The sequence below is a fragment of the Acinetobacter wanghuae genome, assembly GCF_009557235.1.
Taxonomy (GTDB): Bacteria; Pseudomonadota; Gammaproteobacteria; order Pseudomonadales; family Moraxellaceae; genus Acinetobacter; species Acinetobacter wanghuae.
In genome coordinates this window covers 266737-288674 of the sequence record NZ_CP045650.1, presented here as the reverse complement: position 1 = coordinate 288674, position 21938 = coordinate 266737, and the positions used below count along the sequence as shown (strand labels likewise).

Here is a 21938-nt window from a genome sequence, read left to right as displayed (position 1 = left end):
TATGTTTTTAATATATGAAAAATAAATCATTTTACCTAGCACTTTTTATAACATTAAATATTGAGCTATAAAAAAAGCCACCCGAAGGTGGCTTTTTTAGACTGGTTTAAAGGACTAATTAAAGACCGTTAAACTCATCGCTGAACGCTTGGCTCAATGCTTGGTCAACATCAGAGAAGTCATTGTGAAGCTCAAGCTCTGCAGCTTCTGCTTCTTGACGACGACGCTCTAAGTGATATGCCAAACCTGTACCCGCTGGAATCAAGCGACCCACAACAACGTTCTCTTTCAGACCGCGTAAATCATCTTCTTTACCTGTTACAGCCGCTTCAGTTAACACACGCGTTGTTTCCTGGAACGATGCAGCAGAGATGAACGAGTCAGTAGAAAGCGATGCTTTCGTGATACCCATCAATAGACGTTCAAACTTCGCAGGGAATTTGTTTTGCGCTGCCACTGCTTGGTTTTCTTGAACAACACGGATGTAATCCACTTGTTCGCCTTTGATGAAGCTTGTATCACCACCGTCAGTGATATCAACTTTACGAAGCATTTGACGTACGATCACTTCAATATGCTTGTCGTTGATTTTTACACCTTGCAGACGGTAAACGTCCTGAACTTCGTTCACGATGTAGTTTGTAAGCGCAACTTCGCCTTTCAAACGTAAAATATCGTGTGGGTTCTGTGGACCATCAGAAATAGTTTCACCACGGTTCACATGCTCGCCTTCGAACACGTTAATGGTACGCCATTTCGGAATAAGCTCTTCGTAAATCTCAGAACCATCATCCGGAGTAATCACAAGACGGTTCTTACCTTTAGTTTCTTTACCGAAGCTTACAACACCTGAAATTTCAGCAAGAATTGCATGCTCTTTCGGTTTACGTGCTTCGAATAAATCCGCTACGCGTGGAAGACCACCGGTAATATCACGTGTACGTGAAGATTCTTGTGGTACACGACCGATAACATCACCGACACCAATTGTTTCGCCATTACGGACAGAAAGAATTGTGTTTTGTGGCAAGAAGTAGAACTGTTCACCACCATCAACGGTATCAAGTACAACAGCAGGACGTAAATCTTTACCTGACGCAGGACGTGAAGTCACTGGTAAGATTTCGATTGTAGTCATACCTGTTGCATCATCAGTTTTCGAAGTCACAGTCACGCCATCAGCAATTTGGCTGAAGCGTACTTTACCAGCAACTTCTGTTACCAATGGATGTGTATGCGGATCCCAAGTTGCCACAATACCGCCTGCTGCAACTTCTTCGCCATCTTTTAACAAGATAGACGCACCGTACGGGATTTTGTAGCGTTCGCGTTCGCGACCTAAATCATCCGCAATACCGATCTCGCCTGAACGAGAAGTCGATACCAAGTGACCTTTGGCGTGTTGTACAGTTTTCACATTGTGGAAACGTACAGTACCTTTGTTACGAACTTGGATGCTGTTTGCAGCAGAAGTTCGGCTCGCAGCACCACCAACGTGGAACGTACGCATGGTTAACTGAGTACCTGGCTCACCAATTGATTGAGCAGCCATGACACCAACAGATTCACCTGGGTTCACTTGGTGACCACGTGCAAGGTCACGACCATAACACTTCGCACATACGCCGAATGTAGACGCACAGTTTACAACTGAACGTACTTTAATTTCGTCAATACCGGCATTTTCAATAAATGTAGCAAGTTTCTCGTCAATAAGCGTGTTACGTGGAAGAAGAACTTCGTCCGTACCCACTTTCTTAACGTCTTCAGCAACAACACGACCAAGAACTCGTGCACCAAGGTTTTCGATTACATCGCCACCTTGAATGAACGGCGTCATCACTAGACCGTCAAACGTACCGCAATCTGGTTCAGTAATAACCAAATCTTGCGCAACGTCTACAAGACGACGAGTCAAGTAACCAGAGTTCGCAGTTTTCAATGCGGTATCGGCCAAACCTTTACGCGCACCGTGTGTCGAGATGAAGTACTGAAGTACTGTCAAACCTTCACGGAAGTTCGCTTTAATCGGCGTTTCAATGATCGAACCATCTGGTTTCGCCATCAAACCACGCATACCTGCAAGCTGACGAATCTGAGCTGCCGAACCACGGGCACCCGAGTCAGACATCATATAGATTGAGTTGAATGATTTTTGTTTCTCGTCTTCGCCCTGTTTGTTTTTAACAGTGGTGTAAGACAAGTTGTCCATCATTGCTTTCGCTACTTGGTCGTTTGTACGCGCCCAAATATCGACAACTTTGTTATAACGTTCGCCAGCAGTTACGAAACCTTGTTCGAACTGTTGTTCAATTTCACGTACTTCAGCTTCTGCTTTACCAATAATCGCTTGTTTTTGCGGTGGAATAAGCATGTCTTCCATACCAACCGATACGCCTGAACGTGTCGCTTGACGGAAACCTAAGTACATCAATTGGTCAGCGAAGATAACAGTATCTTTTAGACCTAATTTACGGTAGCAAGAGTTGATGATTTTAGAGATGTTCTTTTTAGTCATCTCAACGTTGATTTGTTGGAAATCCATACCTTCTGGCACAACTTCCCAAAGCAAACAACGACCCGGAGTCGTATCAACAATAATCGTTTGTTGTTCACGGTTTCCGTTTTCATCAATCACAGTTTGGTGTACACGTGCTTTAACGCGAGCGTGTAAATCAACTTGACCTGTTGCAAGTGCACGGTTTACTTCATCAGTATCCGCGAACACCATGCCTTCACCTTTGGCATTGATCGCATCACGAGTGATGTAATACAAGCCCAACACAACGTCCTGAGACGGTACGATGATTGGCTCACCGTTCGCTGGAGACAAGATGTTGTTGGTCGACATCATTAACGCACGAGCTTCTAACTGAGCTTCAAGTGTTAATGGTACGTGTACCGCCATTTGGTCACCGTCGAAGTCGGCGTTGAACGCAGCACATACGAGTGGGTGTAGACGGATCGCTTTACCTTCAATTAGAGTCGGTTCAAATGCTTGAAGACCCAAACGGTGAAGTGTTGGCGCACGGTTCAACATCACTGGATGTTGACGAATCACAGATGCTAGAACGTCCCAAACTTCTGGAGTCTCGCGCTCAACCATTTTCTTCGCAGCTTTAATGGTGGTTGCTTGACCAGATGCTTGTAGTTTCGCAAAGATGAACGGCTTGAATAGTTCAAGTGCCATTTTCTTCGGAAGACCACATTGGTGTAAACGTAAAGTAGGACCTACAGTAATTACTGAACGACCAGAATAATCGACACGTTTACCCAACAAGTTTTGACGGAAACGACCTTGTTTACCTTTGATCATATCTGCCAAAGATTTAAGCGGACGTTTGTTCGAACCTGTAATTGCGCGACCACGACGACCGTTGTCTAACAATGCATCTACAGACTCTTGAAGCATACGTTTTTCATTACGTACGATAATGTCTGGCGCTGCAAGGTCAAGAAGACGTTTTAAACGGTTGTTACGGTTGATCACACGACGGTAAAGGTCGTTCAAATCTGAAGTCGCGAAACGACCACCTTCTAGTGGTACAAGCGGACGAAGATCTGGTGGAAGTACTGGAAGTACAGTCAACACCATCCATTCTGGCTTGTTGTTCGAATCGTTGAATGCTTCCATCAACTTCAAACGTTTCGACGCTTTTTTAAGCTTCGTTTCTGAAGTTGTTACAGGAATTTCTTCACGAAGACGTGCAATTTCAGCTTCAAGATCGATGTCTTTCAACAAATCTTGAATCGCTTCTGCACCCATTTTCGCGCTGAATTCATCACCGTGTTCTTCTAACGCATTGAAGTATTCTTCATCGTTAAGAAGTTGGTATTTCTCAAATGGAGTCATACCAGGATCGGTTACAACGTAAGATTCGAAATACAATACACGTTCGATATCACGTAGCGTCATGTCTAATAATAGACCGATACGGCTAGGAAGTGATTTCAAGAACCAAATGTGCGCAACAGGTGAAGCAAGGTCAATATGACCCATACGCTCACGACGTACTTTCGCAGTTGTTACTTCAACGCCACATTTTTCACAAATGACGCCTTTGTATTTCATACGCTTGTATTTACCACACAAGCATTCGTAATCTTTTACTGGACCAAAGATTTTGGCACAGAATAAACCATCACGTTCAGGCTTGAACGTACGATAGTTAATTGTCTCAGGTTTTTTAACTTCACCATGAGACCATGACTTAATCATTTCTGGTGACGCAAGACCAATACGGATGCGATCAAACTCTACAGGAGCATGACCGTCTGAATCCGTCTTTTTGCGCATGATATCGAGCAAGTCTTTCAATTTTTTTCTCCGTGTGTTGTGGAGATTTTCACTCAACAACTGGGTCACAAATATTGTTTTTTAACTGAATCTAATCCCCCTCAGTCCCCCTTTGTTAAGGGGGAAGCCCCTCTTTTACAAAGAGGGGTTTGGGGAGATTTAATGGAGATTCTTAGTCACCATTTTTCAGTTCAATGTTGATACCTAAAGAACGGATCTCTTTGGTCAATACGTTGAACGATTCAGGCATACCCGGATCCATATAATGGTTTCCATCTACAATGTTTTTGTAGATACGAGTACGACCTTCAACGTCATCCGACTTAACAGTAAGCATTTCTTGAAGAGTATATGCTGCACCGTAAGCTTCAAGTGCCCAGACTTCCATCTCACCGAAACGCTGACCACCGAATTGAGCTTTACCGCCCAATGGCTGTTGCGTTACTAGAGAGTAAGAACCAGTCGAACGAGCATGCATTTTGTCATCAACCAAGTGGTTCAGTTTCAACATGTACATGTAACCTACAGTTACAGGACGGTCGAAACGTTCACCCGTACGGCCATCAAACAATACTGTTTGACCCGTACGTGAAATGCCACCAAGTTCAAGCAATTCTTTAATTTGTGATTCTTCTGCACCATCAAACACAGGCGTAGCAAGTGGAACACCTTTACGCAAGTTTTTAGAAAGTGCCAAGATTTCATCATCAGTTAAGCTATCAAGATCTTCTTGCTCGCCACCAACTTTGTTATAAATCTTGTCTAAGAATTCACGAAGCTCAATAACAGTACGTTGCTCTTGCATCATCTTGTCGATTTTATCGCCAAGACCTTTCGCCGCCATACCTAAGTGAGTTTCAAGAATCTGACCCACGTTCATACGCGATGGTACGCCTAGCGGGTTCAATACGATATCAACAGGTACACCGTTAGCATCATGTGGCATGTCTTCTACAGGTAGGATGTTTGATACAACACCTTTGTTACCGTGACGACCCGCCATTTTATCACCCGGTTGGATGCGACGTTTTACAGCCAAGTAAACTTTAACAACTTTCAATACGCCAGTTGTAAGCTCATCGCCTGTAGAAAGTTTGCGTTTTTTCTCTGCAAATTTCTCATCAATTTCAATGCCTTTCTCTTTTAAGAAGACTTGAATTTGAGTTAAACGTTCAGCAATCGCTTCATCAACAGGCTGGATATCCAACAAGTCAACAAGCTCTAAACCAGACAACACATCTTCTGAAAGTTTGTCACCGCGTTTAGTTGTACCACCACCGTTCGATTCTTGACCTTTCAACAGGCGAACAATACGTTCACGTGCTGCTTCTTCAAAGATTTTGTATTCTTCTTTCAAATCTTTACGGTAAGCATCAAGTTGTGCTTTCTCAATTGCTTGAGCACGTTCGTCTTTTTCAAGACCGTCACGTGTAAACACTTGTACGTCAATAACCGTACCTTTCACACCTGAAGATACACGTAAAGATGAATCTTTCACGTCAGCCGCTTTTTCACCGAAGATTGCGCGAAGCAATTTTTCTTCTGGTGTTAGCTGCGTTTCACCTTTAGGCGTTACTTTACCTACAAGGATGTCACCTGCTGTTACTTCAGCACCGATGTAAACAATACCTGATTCATCAAGTTTAGAAAGTGCAGCTTCACCCACGTTCGGGATATCGGCAGTAATTTCTTCAGCACCCAATTTCGTATCACGTGCAACACATGACAATTCTTGGATATGAATCGAAGTTAAACGATCTTCTTGAAGAACGCGTTCTGATAACAAGATCGAGTCTTCGTAGTTGTAACCATTCCACGTCATGAACGCAACGCGCATGTTTTGACCAAGGGCTAACTCACCGCCATCTGTTGATGGACCATCAGCCAATACATCGCCACGACCTACTTTATCACCCATGTTCACAAGAACTTTTTGGTTGATACACGTATTTTGGTTCGAACGTGTGTATTTGATTAGGTTATAGATATCTACACCTGCTTCACCCGCGATCATTTCTGCTTCGTCAACACGAATAACAACGCGAGATGCGTCTACATATTCAATACGACCACCACGTTTTGCGATCACACATACACCAGAGTCATGTGCTACGTTCGCTTCCATGCCTGTACCAACAAGCGGTTTATCAGCGATTAACGTAGGAACAGCCTGACGTTGCATGTTTGAACCCATCAATGCACGGTTGGCATCATCGTGTTCAAGGAACGGAATTAGTGACGCAGCTACAGACACAACCTGCTGAGCAGATACATCCATATGCGTTACTTTTTCAGGAGGCATACGTACGAAGTCACCTTGGTGACGAACAGATACGAATTCTTCTGTTAAGTTACCATCTTTATCCATTGCAGAATCGGCCTGTGCAATTACAGTACCTACTTCTTCAATTGCAGATAAATATTCAACGTCCATGCTTACGCGGCCGTCAACAACTTTACGATATGGTGTTTCCAAGAAACCGAAGTTGTTGGCTTTTGCATATACAGAAAGTGAGTTGATCAAACCAATGTTTGGACCCTCAGGCGTCTCAATTGGACATACACGACCGTAGTGAGTTTGATGTACGTCACGTACCTCAAAGCCTGCACGTTCACGTGTCAAACCGCCGGGACCAAGCGCCGAAACACGACGTTTATGCGTGATTTCAGATAACGGGTTATTTTGGTCCATGAACTGAGATAACTGGCTTGAACCAAAGAATTCTTTGATTGCAGCAGCAACAGGCTTCGCATTGATTAAATCTTGCGGAGACAAGTTATCAGTTTCAGCTTGTGACAAACGCTCTTTAACAGCACGTTCTACACGAACTAGACCAACACGGAATTGGTTTTCTGTCATTTCACCAACAGAACGAACACGACGGTTACCCAAGTGATCGATATCGTCGACTTCGCCTTTACCGTTACGGATTTCAACCAATGTTTTTAATACATCAGTGATGTCATCGTTCGATAAAATACCTTCAACTTCACGAGACTTCTGATCTGTACCGACTTCGTAAGGACGACCCAAACGACGGTTGAACTTCATACGACCCACTGGAGATAGGTCATAACGTTCTGTAGAGAAGAACAAGTTGTTGAATAGGTTTTCAGCAGCTTCTTTTGTTGGTGGCTCGCCCGGACGCATTACTTTGTAGATTTCTACAAGTGCTTCTTCACGACTAGTCGTTGTATCTGCACGTAGAGAATCTGCAATGAATGAACCACGGTCGATATCATTCGTGAACAGAATGTTAAATTGTTTAACACCGCCTTCTGCAATCTTCACCATGATCTCATGGCTCAATACTGTGTTTGCAGCAATCACATCACCATCTTTTAATGGAATGTCTTCAGCAGTGATACGTTCGTACAAGTACTCATCAGGAACAGGAAGTTTGGTTAAACCAGAAGCTTCCATTTGACGTACGTGACGCGCGTTAATACGTTTACCTTGTTCAACAATTGCTTTGCCATCTTTATCCAAGATGTCAAATTGTGCCATTTCGCCACGCAGACGTTCTGGTACAAGGTCAATTTGATAGCTACCCATATCAAGATATACAGGTACTTTCTCGTAGAACATGTTCAAGATGTTTTCGTTGCTTAAACCAAGCGCACGAAGTACCACAGTCGCTAATAATTTACGACGACGGTCAATACGTACATAGACAAGGTCTTTGGCATCGAATTCGAAATCTAACCATGAACCACGGTAAGGGATGATACGAGCAGAATAAAGGACTTTACCACTTGAGTGAGTTTTACCTTTATCGTGATCGAAGAATACGCCTGGTGAACGGTGTAATTGAGACACAATTACACGCTCAGTACCGTTAATAACGAAGGTACCGTTGTCTGTCATTAATGGCATTTCGCCCATATAGACTTCTTGTTCACGTACATCTTTGATCGATTTCGTTTCGCGATCTTTGAGGATCAAACGAATCTTCACACGCATTGGTGCTGCATAAGTTGAGCCACGAAGAATACATTCGCGAACATCAAACTCAGGCTTACCAAGACTATACTCAACAAATTCTAAAGCAGCATTGCCAGAATAACTTTCTATAGGAAAAACTGAACGAAATGCGGCTTGGAGACCGATATCTTCGCGGTTTTTTGGTGATTTGCCATCTTGCAAGAATGTTCTGTACGAGTCGACTTGAATCGCGAGCAAGTACGGAGCATCCATAATGCTAGGCAATTTACCAAAATTCTTACGGATCCGTTTCTTTTCGGTATATGAGTATGCCATCTGGAGTCCTCGGAAAGTGTAAACCAAGCCCGCCTGCAGAACGGGCTCAGAAGGAATTACGCTGGCCGGATATGGCCACCACTTTTACAAATGCTGCAATTTTTAGTGGTATTAAAACGCTTAACAATATTTTTTAATGAAAAATATTGGTAAGCGTTTGATCTTTATGTTTATTTTTAATTTGATGATTTTTCCATCAGCAAACAAAAATCGAGCCGATAATTGTAACGCAAAAAGGCTGATGACCCAAGAGCCATCAGCCAATTTTTGGAGTCAATTTTTAACAAATCGACTCCCGGCAAAATTACTTAACAGTAATTGTTGCACCAGTAGTTTCAAGTTTAGCTTTAAGTTCTTCAGCTTCTTCTTTAGAAACGCCTTCTTTAAGAATCGCTGGAGCACCTTCAACCATGTCTTTAGCTTCTTTCAAGCCAAGACCAGTTACTTCACGAACTGCTTTAATTACAGCAACTTTGTTCGCGCCGAATGAAGTCAACTCAACGTTGAATTCAGATTGTTCTTCAGCAGCAGCAGCAGCAGGACCAGCAGCAACAGCTACAGCAGCAGCAGAAACGTTGAATTTCTCTTCGAAAGCAGAGATAAGTTCAACAAGTTCAAGAACAGTTTTTTCAGCAACTGCGTTTAGGATTTCTTCGTTTGTTAAAGCCATGAGAGTAACTCCAAATGGGTATTGAATGATGTGTGTGTAAGTTTGAGCTTATGCAGCTTCTGAACCGTTTTTCTCTTGAAGCGCTGTAAGCAAGCGACCCAATTTCGAAATAGGTGCTTGAAGTACATTTGCAAGCATAGTAAGTGCTTTCTCTTGGTTCGGAAGGTTCGCGATAACGCTAACTTCAGCACCTTGATACACTTTGCCATCAAATGCAGCAGCTTTAAGTTCAAATGCTTTATTAGTTTTAGCAAATTCTTCGAACAAACGAGCTGCAGCGCCCATGTCGTCTTCAGAAGTTGAGAAAGCTAAGATTGTTGGGCCAACAAGGCTGTCATTCAAGATATTGAATTGAGTATCTTGAAGAGCGCGTTTCGCCAAAGTGTTACGCACGATACGTGTGTGAACACCTAGTTTACGAGCTTCAACACGTAGAGTAGTTAATTGCTCTACAGTTAAACCTTGGTAGTCAGCAACAACAGCAGCAAATGCAGTAGAAGCAACTTCAGTTACTTCAGCTACGATCTGTTTTTTGCCTTCGATAAGAAGAGCCATTGTAAAACCTCCTAACGGTGATTTATGTGCTTTACAAAGCACACTCCCAGTTCGTGAGTCTATTGCTAGACACACACGCGGAGGATGAACAAAATCACACCACCGCGTCTACGCAGGCTGGAATATTAAGAGCGAAGCATAAAACTCCCCTCGCCTGAGGTCTTTGACGCTGATAAACAAATATTTATCAATTCAAAGTTTGCCTAAGTTTGCAAAATACGACGGAGCGTTTCTTGCGTAACATTTGAAGCAGTGCTTCAAATGTTACTCAGGGCTTTAAAATTCTGTAATAAGTCGAAACTTATTTAGAAACGCTTGCTACATCAACGATCAAACCAGGACCCATAGTTGAGCTCAAAGTGATCTTTTGAATGTAGATACCTTTAGAAGTAGCAGGTTTTGCTTTCTTAAGGTCAGCGATAAGTGCTTCAACGTTTGAACGAACAGCTTCAGCAGTGAAACCTACTTGACCGATCGCAGCATGGATAATACCAGCTTTGTCTACGCGGTAACGTGCTTGACCAGCTTTTGCATTTTTAACTGCAGTTGCTACGTCAGGAGTAACCGTACCCACTTTAGGGTTAGGCATTAAGCCACGTGGACCAAGAATCGTACCCAATTTACCAACTACGCGCATTGCATCTGGAGCAGCAATTACTACGTCGAAGTCAAGGTTACCTGCTTGAATGCTTTCAGCAAGATCGTCAAAACCAACGATGTCCGCGCCTTCAGCTTTAGCAGCTTCAGCAGCAGCGCCTTGAGCGAATACAGCTACACGTACAGTTTTACCAGTACCTGCAGGAAGTGTAGTCGCGCCACGAACAACTTGATCAGATTTACGTGGATCAACACCAAGGTTTACAGCGATATCCAAAGATTCTTTGAATTTCGGCGCAGGAAGGCTTGCAATAACTGCTACAGCTTCTTCCAAAGTGTAAACTTTTTGTGCTTCAACAGCGGCAACAATCGCTTTTTGACGTTTAGTTAATTTAGCCATGTCTTAAAGCTCCACTTCCAAGCCCATAGAACGTGCAGAACCAGCGATGGTACGTACACGCGCGTCTAAATCAGCACCAGTTAAATCTGGTTCTTTAGTAGTCGCAATTTCTTCCAATTGAGCACGAGTCAACTTACCAACTTTAGTTTTGTTTGGTACAGCAGAACCCTTTTGGATACCAGCAGCTTTCTTAAGAAGAATCGCAGCAGGTGGAGTTTTCATGATGAATGTGAACGACTTGTCGTTGTACACAGTAATCACGACTGGAATTGGTAGACCAGCTTCAAGTTTTTGTGTAGCAGCATTGAATTCTTTACAGAAAGCCATGATGTTTACACCACGTTGACCTAGTGCAGGACCAATCGGTGGAGATGGATTCGCTTTACCAGCTGGAACTTGCAGCTTGATATAGCCGTCAATCTTCTTAGCCATTTCAAAATACCTCTGGGTGCAAACGCCGATTAAGGCTCCCCAATGATTCTAAGTAACGATTACCGTTACAACAACAATGCCTGACGCATAAATAAGTCAGGCGTTTTCAACCTACAGTGCTTAAACTGATTTTTCGACTTGACGAAATTCCAGTTCAACCTGAGTAGGTCGGTTAAATACATTAATTGTCAACGTTAAACGTGACTTCTCGTATAGAACTTCTTCCACCACGCCTTTAAAGTCGGTGAATGGACCATCTATAACAAGTAATTCTTCGCCTGGTTCAAACATCGTCTTAGGACGAGGTGCTTCACCAGTATTGCGTACACGTGCAAGAATCGCATCAGCTTCTTTTTGCGTAATTGGTGCCGGTTTTTCAGCCGTGCCACCAATAAAGCCTAAAACTTTTGGACATTCTTTAACAATGTGCCAGGTCTCATCATTCATTTCCATTTCGACTAATACATAGCCTGGAAAGAATTTGCGCTCTGATTTACGCTTTTTACCATCCTTCATTTCCACTACTTCTTCAGTAGGGACAAGGACTTCACCAAAGCTATCGGCTACAGCGCTGCGCTGGATTCGATCATTAAGTGAGCGTAACACCTGTTTTTCATAGCCTGAATAAGCATGAATAATGTACCAACGTTTCATAGCTCTCTTACCCGATAATAAACTTCATTAACCAGCCTAAAATATAATCAAAGCACCACAATAAAATTGCTGCAATGACTACGACTACAAGAACTTGCCAAGATGTGGTCACAGTTTCTTGTTTAGTCGGCCAGGTCACTCGACGTAACTCAGTTCGCGAATCCTTGAGAAGACGAACAAAGCCTTTGCCTTGATGGGTGGCGTATAATAAACCTAAAGCCACAACGATACAAGCCAAAATTACCCCAACGCGAACCCAGATATCATTCGCTGGTGCCCAATATGCTGGCAAATATCCATTCACCATCATGGCTCCAACGAGTAAAATCAAAGCGATAATCCATAGAACTATATCTAATGGAGAACCAGCGTTGACATCTTCAGCAGGATTATTTCTTTGAGGAATTGCCGCTTCGCTTAATGCGTCACGTGTTTTATCATTCGACATTTTTGTACTCGTCGTAGGTTTCGCGACTTATTATATGACCAGTTTTACCAACATCAAGCGTCTTTTATAAAAACTTGGCAGGTCAGGAAATACTCACTCACCCAACATTCGGTTTTAGACACCGACACGCCACCAACTAAACTACAAAAACAAGTTGAGGCCGAAGCCCCAACTTGTCATATTATTTTTTGCGATTATGCAGTAACTTTAGCTACAACACCAGCACCAACAGTACGACCACCTTCACGGATTGCGAAGCGTAAGCCTGCGTCCATTGCGATTGGGTGGATTAATTCTACTGACATTTCTACGTTGTCACCAGGCATAACCATTTCAACGCCTTCTTGAAGAGCGATTGCACCAGTTACGTCAGTTGTACGGAAGTAGAACTGTGGACGATAGCCGTTAAGGAACGGAGTATGACGACCACCTTCTTCTTTAGAAAGTACGTATACTTCTGCGTCGAATTTAGTATGCGGTTTGATCGCACCTGGTTTAGTCAATACTTGACCACGTTGAACGTCTTCACGTTTAGTACCACGTAGAAGAACACCACAGTTCTCGCCTGCACGACCTTCGTCAAGCAATTTACGGAACATTTCAACGCCAGTTACAGTTGTTTTAACTGTATCTTTAATACCAACGATTTCTACTTCTTCGCCTACTTTAACGATACCTGATTCAACACGACCAGTTACCACAGTACCACGACCAGAGATAGAGAATACATCTTCGATTGGCATCAAGAATGCTTTATCGATTGCACGTTCTGGTTCTGGAATGTAAGAGTCAAGTGCTTCAACTAGAGCAACTACTGCTGGCTCGCCGTATTGACCTTGGTCACCGTTAAGTGCAGCTAAAGCTGAACCACGGATGATTGGAGTGTCATCACCTGGGAAGTCATAAGTAGAAAGAAGTTCACGAACTTCCATTTCAACTAGTTCAAGAAGCTCTTCGTCGTCGCAAGTCGCATTTGTTTAAGAATACAACGATGTAAGGTACACCTACCTGACGAGAAAGAAGGATGTGTTCACGAGTCTGTGGCATAGGACCATCAGTCGCAGCACATACAAGGATCGCGCCGTCCATTTGAGCAGCACCAGTAATCATGTTTTTAACATAATCGGCGTGACCCGGGCAGTCTACGTGTGCGTAGTGACGAATAACTGAGTCATACTCAACGTGTGAAGTATTAATTGTAATACCACGTGCTTTTTCTTCAGGTGCAGAGTCAATTGCAGCGTAGTCTTTCGCTTCGCCACCAAAAGTTTTTGCACATACAGTTGCAATTGCAGCTGTTAAAGTTGTTTTACCATGGTCGACGTGACCAATTGTGCCCACGTTAACGTGTGGCTTATTACGTTCAAACTTAGCCTTAGCCATGTTAATACTCCTCGTTTACGTCGAACACAATTCTGAGTAAAACTCAGCTCCGACATGTCGTTAAAAAACCAAACTTCAGATACTTGAAAAGCAGACTAAATAGCCTGCTTTCGGAATCTTGTGCAATCAAAATTGCTAAACTGTAATCTGGAGCTCTTATCGAGATTTGAACTCGAGACCTCTCCCTTACCAAGGGAGTGCTCTACCACTGAGCTATAAGAGCATAATAAGTACTTCAATATGGAGCGGGAGACGAGGGTCGAACTCGCGACATGTAGCTTGGAAGGCTACCGCTCTACCAACTGAGCTACTCCCGCACGATGTTGGTACAATCCACTTCTTGAAGTCTTAAAATTGGTGGTGAGGGAAGGATTCGAACCTTCGAAACTTTCGTAGCGGAGTTACAGTCCGCCCCCTTTGACCGCTCGGGAACCTCACCATTTTACACTTACATCAGTGTCGTTCTTTCAACTCATCTTCAAAACTTCTAAGTGGTGCCGGCACACGGATTCGAACTGTGGACCTACTGATTACAAGTCAGTTGCTCTACCAACTGAGCTATGCCGGCGTTTCTTAGTGTTTCGTACGTTTCGTATCGGAACGGTGTGCAGTTTAGCAAAACTTTGAATCCGTGCAAGTGTTTTTTTCAAAAAAACCCGCAAAAACTCATAAAATCAAACCATTTGATGATAATTCAACCGCTTTGATCACTGCGCGAGCTTTTATTTGGGTTTCATTCCATTCAGATTCAGGATTTGAGTCCGCAACAAGCCCTGCGCCTGCCTGAACATAGACCTTATTTTCACGAATCACACAGGTTCGAATCGCAATCGACATGTCCATTTCACCATGCCAGCCTAAATAACCAACAGCACCACCAAAAATTCCGCGTTTAACTGGCTCAACTTCGTCAATAATTTCCATAGCACGGATTTTTGGCGCACCAGAAAGCGTGCCCGCAGGGAATGTTGCTTTAAATACATCTAGAGCATCGACATCATCGCGGACTTCAGCTTGTACATTTGACACAATATGCATGACATGTGAATAACGTTCGATCACCATACGATCTGTGACTTGCACTTTGCCTATTTTGGCAATACGCCCAACATCATTGCGACCCAAGTCAATCAGCATGAGATGTTCTGCGATCTCTTTTTCATCGGACAATAGATCTTGCTCAAGCGCCAAGTCTTCCTCTTTGGTCTTACCGCGTGGACGCGTCCCTGCAAGCGGACGCACAGTGGCAATACCATTTTCCAGACGCGATAAAATTTCAGGTGAAGAACCGACAATATGAAATGGGGTTTTATTCTCTAAAGTCTGCCCTTGTACTAAGAATAAATACGGCGATGGATTGAGATGGCGCAGTGCACGATAAACCTGTAAGGGCTCACCATCAAAATCAGACACCATACGATGCCCGGGCACGACTTGCATGACATCGCCTGCCCGGATGTATTCTTTGACTTTTTCAATGGAAGCCAAGAAATTATCATGCCCTGTTAAAGACTCAAAATGCGGTGCAGTGTGTTTTTCTGCTTTCAGACTAATCGGCGTGGCTAAGATATTTTCAATTTCATCTAATTGTTCATGTGCTTTTTCATATGCTACTGGATCATTCACATCGGCATGCACAATCAAGAACAAAGTATCTTTTAAGTTATCAAATACAATCACCGTCTTCGACAGCATCATCCATATATCGGGTAATCCCACTGGGTCAGCTTCAGGAACATTTTTAAGGCGTGGCTCGATATAGCGCACTGCATCATAACCAAAGTAACCCACCAAGCCGCCAGTAAAGCTTGGCAATGCAGGTAAGTCTTGTTGTGTGGGCACTTTAAACTGTGCTTGGAAGTCACGAATGTATTGAAATGGATCTGAGCAAGCTTGCTTTTCAATTGAGCCGTCAGCGTGCTGTACCGTTAATTCACCTGCATTGCAGGAAAAGACGGTCGATTCACCAAGTCCAATAATTGAATAACGTGCCCAGTTTTCCCCGCCTTCAACAGATTCAAATAAATAAGCTTGCTTGTGTTGTTTTAAACGGGCAAAAACAGACAGTGGCGTTTCAGTGTCTGCCAAACGTTGGCGATAGACAGGAATCAGGTTGTAGCCTTGTGCAGCAAGGTTTTGGAATTGTGCTTGTGTTGTCATTTCGGTTTCTCTTTAAATTAGGTTGACTCAGTGTGTACATCAAATCGGACTGAGCGACGCCATCGAAAAACCTTACGACTATTCATTTTATTTCCCTAACACCCTAAATTAAGCAAGCAGTTCTCGTAGATCATCCACAATCTGTTGTGGCTGACAGTCTGCTATATTTTCACCATGATTATAGCCATAGCTTACGACAATACAATCGATTCCCGCGCGACGTGCTGCTTCGACATCATTGGATGAATCGCCAATCATCAAGACTTGTTCTTTTGTGACCTGATAATGTTCAACACAATGCAATAACTGACGTGGATGCGGCTTACGTTCGCTAAAACGATCACCACCGATGATATCGGCAAAGTAATGGCTCAGCTTTAATGTCTCTAAAATACCGCGTGCAGGTGCTTCTGGCTTATTGGTCACACAGACCAAGATTTTATTGTGTGCTTTACCCCATTCTAAAAATTCAATAATGCCGTCAAAAGGCTGTGTATCGACACAAGGTTCAGCATTATAAATGTCCAAGAAGGTACTCAGCAGTTGTCGATGTTGCGATTGATCGACACCGCCTGTTAAATGCGTCAGAACACTTTCGCAAAACAGAGATGTCCCTTTGCCTACCCATGTCCGAACCTGAGCTTCAGTAACCAAGGGGAGCTGCAAGACATTCAAACTCATATTCATGGCACGATATAAATCGGAAGCAGAATCTACCAATGTTCCATCAAGATCAAACAGAATAACTTCACGCTGTGCTAACTGTGCAACTGACATCTTTACCCTCTTTATATTTCTGAGCAGCCATAAAAAAGGCATGCTTGAAACATGCCTTGATTGTAACCAATACGCAGCTTATTTAAATAAGACCCAAGCAATAATGGCTAGAATAATCAGCGTAATGAGTGAAACCAAACCGACAGATGCATTTTTTTGTGCTTCTTTGGTTTCTTCTACACGCGACACAGGTTGTTCCACAGCAATTGGCACTGGCTCTGGTTTTACCGCATGAATATCAATACCTTCAGCGATTGGTGCAGGTTTTGGAATACCCACAGCAGTTGGCATGCCGTCACGCGTCAATTGAACGTTTGTATCACGTTCTTTCAGCTCAGGTATACCTTGCTCATTCATTTGCTGTGCTGGGGTTTTATCCGCTTCTTCTACAATTTTCGCAGCCGTTTGTTCAAGCTCAGGCTCAATGTCCAATACTGGCGCAGGGGCAAGCAAACTAAATTTCAAACTGGCAAATTGAACAATATCGCCTTCTTTAAGCGCAACCTCATTCTCGACACGTACATCATTCACAAAGGTACCGTTCGATGAACTCAAATCTTGAATGTAAAGCTGCTGATCTTTAAGAACAAATGCCGCATGTTTACGCGAGATTTCAGCCGCTTTTAATACAACATCTGCATCTTGATGACGACCAATAAGCAGATCACGATCAATCACAATTTCTTGCCCAGTCAAGTCGCCGCTAATGGCCTGAATTTTCCAAGTCATGACTTTTATTTCTCTTCAATCTTTCCAATTATCATAGCATGCCGTAAAAAAATGCCGAATGCCTTAGTTGTTTGGTGTCAAAGTGGTTGTCGTCACCGTATTTCTTGTTTTTTCTACATGCTGCACCGGCTGAATCGGTTGCACTTGTGTCATCGGTTCTATGGCAACTGGTGTCGTGACGACTGTTTGTGAAATTGGCGCCGTCGGTACAGTTTGATAATTTGAACGTTGCGGCAATTTAGAGACAGGAATGCGCTGCTGATACACATCTTCAACATTTTCAGGCAGTTTGGCAAAATTGCCATCTGAATCTAACGCGAGTTGTAAACTATACAGTTGGCTATAACGCTGCTGCGATAATTTACGCACATCATTTTTATCCCCCACGATGGTTGGATGAATAAAAATAAGTAAATTACGTTTTTGACTTGATTTGCCTTCTGATCGGAATAATTTACCCAAGCCTGGAATTGCACCTAAACCGGGAATAGATTGCCGACCATAACTGACGTTATCGGAAATCAAGCCACCTAAAACCACGGTCTGACCATGCTCTGCCAAAATTGACGTCTTAATCGCACGTTTACTGGTCACCAAATCGGATGCTTGACCTTTATTGGCTTTGACATCTGAAACTTCTTGTTCGACCTCTAAACGTACCGTGCCATCTTCACCAATATGTGGAATGACTTTAAGGGTCACACCAACATCTTTACGCTCAATAGTCGTATAAGGATTGGCAACACCCGCTGCACCTGTGGATACCGAACCTGTCACAAAAGGCACATTTTCACCCACGACAATGTAGGCTTCCTCATTATCCATCGTGACGATTGACGGCGTAGACAGTAAATTAGATTTTGTATTTTCTTTTAAGGCTTGGATCATCGCGCCATAGAGTTTGCGTGAGCCGTCTGCACCTTCTTTATAATCCCCTAGAATTAACGATGCACCGCTCCCCACAGCACTTGCAGCGCCTGCGCCACCACCCAAAGCATAACCAGAGGCGATGCTTTTTAAACTCGCCCCAAAATTATCAAAATTGATCAGACCAATACCGCTACTGATGTCGCCTAAAGCCCATTGCACGCCGAGTTGATCTGCATCTGTGCCTTCAACTTCAATAATCGCCGCTTCAATGAGTACTTGCTGACGACGAATATCGAGTTGAGTAATCGCCGATTCAATCTCACGTATTAGCTGAGGATCAGCTTTCACCACAATCGAGTTTTGCGTGTGATCCGCGATAATACTCACGCCATTGCCATTAAAACTACTAATTGAGTTTTGTGTGCTATTGGAATTGCTATTGAGCTGAATACCACTCACGCCTGTACTCGTGCTTGTGTTTTCACTGCTATTATTTTGATTCGAGCTAAAGCTATTATTCAGATTTGAATTTGAACTCGTGCCATCTGAAGATGTCCTGACATTTTGCCCAGACACCAAACCTTGTAAGATTTCTGCTAAATTTTTCGCACTGGCGTATTTTAATCGAAAAACTTTTAAGCCCCCTAAACGATCTGCCGCAGGGACATCGAGCGTTTCAATCATCTGGCGAATACGTTTACGCGTGGCAGGATCACCTTTAATTAAAATGCGATTGGTACGTGTATCTGCAATCACACGCACACGAGCGCCTTTGTTGTCTTTCGCGGCCCCCGTTGAACTCATATTGTCGAGTAAACCGATAATCTCTTCTGCCTGACTCGATTGTAACGAAATGGCTTCAATATCATTTTGACCCGTACCATCCAAATTACGAATGATTGTTTCCAATTGATAAATATTACTGGCACGATCCGACACAATTAAAGAATTGGTTCCGGGTACTGCAGCCAAATGAGCGAACTGTGGCATGAGTGGACGAAGTGCAGGAATCAGGTCATTGGGATTGGTATTTTCAAGCCAAATGACGCGTGTCACAATTTGGTCGCCCGTTGCACGACTTCTGGCATCATAAGGAATGCCCGAACTTTTCACATTGCTATCCGGCACCAATTTCACGGTATTGCCTGATGGGATTGCCACCACGCCGTTGACATTTAACACCCCTAAAAATAAGTCATACACTTCATTTTTATTTAAAGGTTTGTTAGAAATGACCGTTACATTACCGCGTACACGTGGGTCAACTGCAAAATTTTTACCCGTGATATCAGCAACTTCATTAATAAAAGCTGCCAAGTCCGCATCTCTAAGATTGATCTTCCATGTTTGTGCATAGCTTTCCGTACTGACAACCGCCATTAAAGGTGCAGCAACACACAATGCCCAAGCTGATCGATTATTATTAAATAAACTCATAAACTTTGGTTTTTCCCAACCTTATAGGTGATAAGACATCACTTTAAATCCTGTTGTATGGTCATCACTTGATCACCACGTTTAATTTCGAGTTTGACCTGTCCATCACGGCGCGCTTGTTCTAATAACTGCGTTTCCGATTGTCCATTGCCCATCGTTTTACCGTTTAACGATAAAATTCGATCTCCGGGTCTTAAACCTAGACGATTCCTTAATATCGCAGGAGTTCGCGCTGAAACCTCATAACCATTTTCAGATGAACTCACCCCCATGTTTTGCATATATTGTTCACGGTTTTCATTCATTTGCTGAATCGCGCGACCAATTTCCTCTTGTGGTGAATTCGGCTGTTCAGTTTGAGGTGCTTGATTAGATGCTGAACTCGGCTGACTTGAGGGTTGATCTTTGATTGGATACGGCTGATTTAAACCATTTTCCAAGCCTTTAAAGTTCAACTTTTGCATTGCACCTGAAGGCTGTCGAATAATGACATGATCCCAATAGACTTCAGATAGCTCGTAACCTGTATCTCCCAAACGCTCCCCTACACGAAAACGATCCGATATCTCTTTTACTTTAATCACGGCTGATGAAAGACGACTCGGGTTTGAGATCATCACCCCTTGTAGAGTCAGATCTGCAATATCGGCTGTCGCTTGATTTTGTGTTTGTTCTTGAAACAGTGAGAATGAATGGATGTTCGGCACTTGGCTTTGTTGTGAACCGAGTTCCACACGTTCAAATTGCATCGCTTGTAAAGGCGCAACCACAATCCAAAACAGTGCAGCAAGCTTCCAACATAGATAGAGGATAAGTAAAAATAAAGCGATCGGTGCTGTACGATTGATACTATTGAGATCAAGGTTCTTGAGACGATCAAACTTAAGTGGCATTAGTTCATTGCCCCCATTAAGGGTTGACGCGTGCTAATCACGTAGGTATCAAGTCCTGCATTGCCGTCATAAGAAGGGACATTCAACAACATACGTTGAGTCAATTGCACATCGATCATCAAATCAGGATCAAGTTTGATGTTCATCATTCTTTGCTCGCGATTATCGCGTACATCAATAACCAACTGACCACTTTCATCGGTTAATTTTGCTGACAATACAGGGACATTCATTCGCTCTTGGCGCTGAGCAAAGGTATAAAGTAGTTCACCACCTGACCACAGTAAATTGCCATCAGCATGATTAAAACCTTGAGTCTTTTTATATTTGAATTGCATATCTTTAAATTGAATGGGATTGCTCGGCCACTGCCAATCAGCAACTTTCTTTAAGGTCTCAGGCGCGAATTGCCCCTGCATATCTCGCATATAAATTGTTTTATTCATGCTGTAACTTGCAGTACCGGAAAGTTTAGTATTACCACTATGTACATCAACATCAGCGGCTAAACGTAACAAAAGCAACTCTAGAGGTCTTAACTGCCAATTTAAACTACCTCTTAAATTCCCTTTTTGCCAATCCGCACTGCCTTGCCAAACATTGCCACTGACATTATGTAAAAATTGACCATTTTTATAAAATTTTGCAATCAGCCATGCTGCTGGCACTTGCAGTACAACAAAAATAAAAAAAGCAACAATAGCGAGCATCAACCATCTGAAATTTTTGGTTTTATTATTCATCGCATCAAGCCCGACATATTGAATACGCATCCCTTTTTATCGTATTTTCTTTATATCCACATTATGCACACTTTTTCGGCTACGCCAATTCATAGATATAAAAAAACCAAGCATGAATGCTTGGTTTATCAATCGTAGAGTAAATAGTACTCCGAGATGATCAAAATTGTATTAGATTAGAAAATCTTCTAATTTAGCGCCTTTTTCAAGTTCAGCCACTAACCAGCGGGGCTGCTTGCCACGACCTGTCCAAGTATCTGTCGGATTTGCTTTGCTACGGTAGCGTGGTTCAACCGACTTACGTGATGTTTTTTTACGTTTTGTCGCGCCATATTCCAAAAGCTGTTCGATACTTAAACCCACCTTTTCAGCAATGCTCAGTACTTGGGAATATGCGTCTTCAATCTCTTGATCTTTTTTCGAGGCAATCAGGATTTCAGCTTCGGCTTGTAAACGTTTTAACTCTTCAACTGATAAATTCGTAATATCCGGCATAACGCGCTCCAAAAATGACATTATTTGTTTTATACATAACCCAAACATAATATTTAGATTACAAATAATATTCAATCAATATCTTTTATTAAAATACAGGATTAAATACAACACCTACAAAAGATATAACGTTACTA

15 protein-coding genes, 4 tRNA genes and 1 pseudogene are annotated in these 21938 nt (G+C 42.9%); all 20 read right to left on the bottom strand.

Annotation, left to right across the window (positions count from 1 at the left end; genetic code table 11):
* Positions 1-118: 118 nt before the first annotated feature.
* The 20 genes and pseudogenes from rpoC to GFH30_RS01225 all read right to left on the bottom strand — a co-directional run bounded on the left by rpoC (position 119) and on the right by GFH30_RS01225 (position 21801).
* A complete protein-coding gene (gene rpoC / locus GFH30_RS01320) occupies positions 119-4318 on the bottom strand; it encodes a DNA-directed RNA polymerase subunit beta' (protein WP_153370422.1) in 4200 nt (1399 codons plus the stop codon).
* 151 nt (positions 4319-4469) lie between these two features.
* Complete coding sequence (gene rpoB, locus GFH30_RS01315; RefSeq protein WP_153370420.1) at positions 4470-8558, bottom strand: DNA-directed RNA polymerase subunit beta; 4089 nt, start codon at positions 8556-8558, stop codon at positions 4470-4472.
* A gap of 304 nt (positions 8559-8862) precedes the next feature.
* Entirely contained in the window at positions 8863-9228 is a 366-nt protein-coding gene (gene rplL, locus GFH30_RS01310; protein ID WP_153370417.1) for a 50S ribosomal protein L7/L12, read from the bottom strand.
* 48 nt (positions 9229-9276) lie between these two features.
* Positions 9277-9783, bottom strand: a complete 507-nt coding sequence (rplJ, locus tag GFH30_RS01305) for a 50S ribosomal protein L10 (protein WP_153370415.1) — start codon at positions 9781-9783, stop codon at positions 9277-9279.
* 301 nt (positions 9784-10084) lie between these two features.
* Positions 10085-10780, bottom strand: a complete 696-nt coding sequence (gene rplA / locus GFH30_RS01300) for a 50S ribosomal protein L1 (RefSeq protein ID WP_153370413.1) — start codon at positions 10778-10780, stop codon at positions 10085-10087.
* A 3-nt stretch (positions 10781-10783) separates the two neighbouring features.
* Positions 10784-11212 (bottom strand): 50S ribosomal protein L11, encoded by a 429-nt coding sequence (gene rplK / locus GFH30_RS01295; RefSeq protein ID WP_004813566.1) that lies wholly within the window; start codon positions 11210-11212, stop codon positions 10784-10786.
* Between the two features lie 120 nt (positions 11213-11332).
* Complete coding sequence (gene nusG / locus GFH30_RS01290; protein ID WP_005006980.1) at positions 11333-11866, bottom strand: transcription termination/antitermination protein NusG; 534 nt, start codon at positions 11864-11866, stop codon at positions 11333-11335.
* Positions 11867-11873: 7 nt separating this feature from the next.
* A complete protein-coding gene (secE, locus tag GFH30_RS01285; protein WP_153370411.1) occupies positions 11874-12314 on the bottom strand; it encodes a preprotein translocase subunit SecE in 441 nt (146 codons plus the stop codon).
* Positions 12315-12508: 194 nt separating this feature from the next.
* Positions 12509-13697, bottom strand: a pseudogene (gene tuf, locus GFH30_RS13390) (elongation factor Tu).
* Between the two features lie 148 nt (positions 13698-13845).
* Positions 13846-13920, bottom strand: a tRNA-Thr gene (locus tag GFH30_RS01275).
* 18 nt (positions 13921-13938) lie between these two features.
* Positions 13939-14014, bottom strand: a tRNA-Gly gene (locus GFH30_RS01270).
* Positions 14015-14052: 38 nt separating this feature from the next.
* Positions 14053-14136, bottom strand: a tRNA-Tyr gene (locus tag GFH30_RS01265).
* A 53-nt stretch (positions 14137-14189) separates the two neighbouring features.
* Positions 14190-14265, bottom strand: a tRNA-Thr gene (locus tag GFH30_RS01260).
* A gap of 98 nt (positions 14266-14363) precedes the next feature.
* Positions 14364-15857: an anthranilate synthase component I gene (gene trpE / locus GFH30_RS01255; RefSeq protein WP_153370409.1), complete on the bottom strand. Its 1494-nt coding sequence runs from the start codon at positions 15855-15857 to the stop codon at positions 14364-14366.
* A gap of 108 nt (positions 15858-15965) precedes the next feature.
* Positions 15966-16634, bottom strand: a complete 669-nt coding sequence (locus GFH30_RS01250) for a phosphoglycolate phosphatase (protein WP_153370407.1) — start codon at positions 16632-16634, stop codon at positions 15966-15968.
* A gap of 78 nt (positions 16635-16712) precedes the next feature.
* The gene (locus GFH30_RS01245) at positions 16713-17363 is read right to left on the bottom strand and encodes an FHA domain-containing protein (RefSeq protein WP_153370405.1); all 651 of its coding nucleotides are present in this window, start codon (positions 17361-17363) and stop codon (positions 16713-16715) included.
* Between the two features lie 63 nt (positions 17364-17426).
* Positions 17427-19670: a type II secretion system secretin GspD gene (gene gspD, locus GFH30_RS01240; RefSeq protein WP_153370403.1), complete on the bottom strand. Its 2244-nt coding sequence runs from the start codon at positions 19668-19670 to the stop codon at positions 17427-17429.
* A gap of 38 nt (positions 19671-19708) precedes the next feature.
* On the bottom strand, positions 19709-20563 hold the full coding sequence (locus GFH30_RS01235) for a type II secretion system protein N (RefSeq protein WP_153370400.1): 855 nt from the start codon (positions 20561-20563) through the stop codon (positions 19709-19711).
* Complete coding sequence (gene gspN, locus GFH30_RS01230) at positions 20563-21306, bottom strand: type II secretion system protein N (RefSeq protein ID WP_153373323.1); 744 nt, start codon at positions 21304-21306, stop codon at positions 20563-20565. Before gspN ends, GFH30_RS01235 begins: the two co-directional genes overlap by 1 nt.
* Positions 21307-21477: 171 nt before the next feature.
* The gene (locus tag GFH30_RS01225; protein ID WP_153370398.1) at positions 21478-21801 is read right to left on the bottom strand and encodes an H-NS histone family protein; all 324 of its coding nucleotides are present in this window, start codon (positions 21799-21801) and stop codon (positions 21478-21480) included.
* Positions 21802-21938: the final 137 nt, after the last annotated feature.

Coding starts and splice junctions, on each gene's coding strand:
- GFH30_RS01235 (WP_153370400.1), bottom strand. CDS start 20,563: ATGCCACTTAAGTTTGATCGTCTCAAGAACCTTGATCTCAATAGTATC.
- rplJ (WP_153370415.1), bottom strand. CDS start 9,783: ATGGCTCTTCTTATCGAAGGCAAAAAACAGATCGTAGCTGAAGTAACT.
- gspD (WP_153370403.1), bottom strand. CDS start 19,670: ATGAGTTTATTTAATAATAATCGATCAGCTTGGGCATTGTGTGTTGCT.
- GFH30_RS01250 (WP_153370407.1), bottom strand. CDS start 16,634: ATGTCAGTTGCACAGTTAGCACAGCGTGAAGTTATTCTGTTTGATCTT.
- rpoB (WP_153370420.1), bottom strand. CDS start 8,558: ATGGCATACTCATATACCGAAAAGAAACGGATCCGTAAGAATTTTGGT.
- trpE (WP_153370409.1), bottom strand. CDS start 15,857: ATGACAACACAAGCACAATTCCAAAACCTTGCTGCACAAGGCTACAAC.
- secE (WP_153370411.1), bottom strand. CDS start 12,314: ATGTCGAATGATAAAACACGTGACGCATTAAGCGAAGCGGCAATTCCT.
- rplA (WP_153370413.1), bottom strand. CDS start 10,780: ATGGCTAAATTAACTAAACGTCAAAAAGCGATTGTTGCCGCTGTTGAA.
- rplL (WP_153370417.1), bottom strand. CDS start 9,228: ATGGCTTTAACAAACGAAGAAATCCTAAACGCAGTTGCTGAAAAAACT.
- rplK (WP_004813566.1), bottom strand. CDS start 11,212: ATGGCTAAGAAGATTGACGGCTATATCAAGCTGCAAGTTCCAGCTGGT.
- GFH30_RS01225 (WP_153370398.1), bottom strand. CDS start 21,801: ATGCCGGATATTACGAATTTATCAGTTGAAGAGTTAAAACGTTTACAA.
- nusG (WP_005006980.1), bottom strand. CDS start 11,866: ATGAAACGTTGGTACATTATTCATGCTTATTCAGGCTATGAAAAACAG.
- gspN (WP_153373323.1), bottom strand. CDS start 21,306: ATGAATAATAAAACCAAAAATTTCAGATGGTTGATGCTCGCTATTGTT.
- GFH30_RS01245 (WP_153370405.1), bottom strand. CDS start 17,363: ATGACTTGGAAAATTCAGGCCATTAGCGGCGACTTGACTGGGCAAGAA.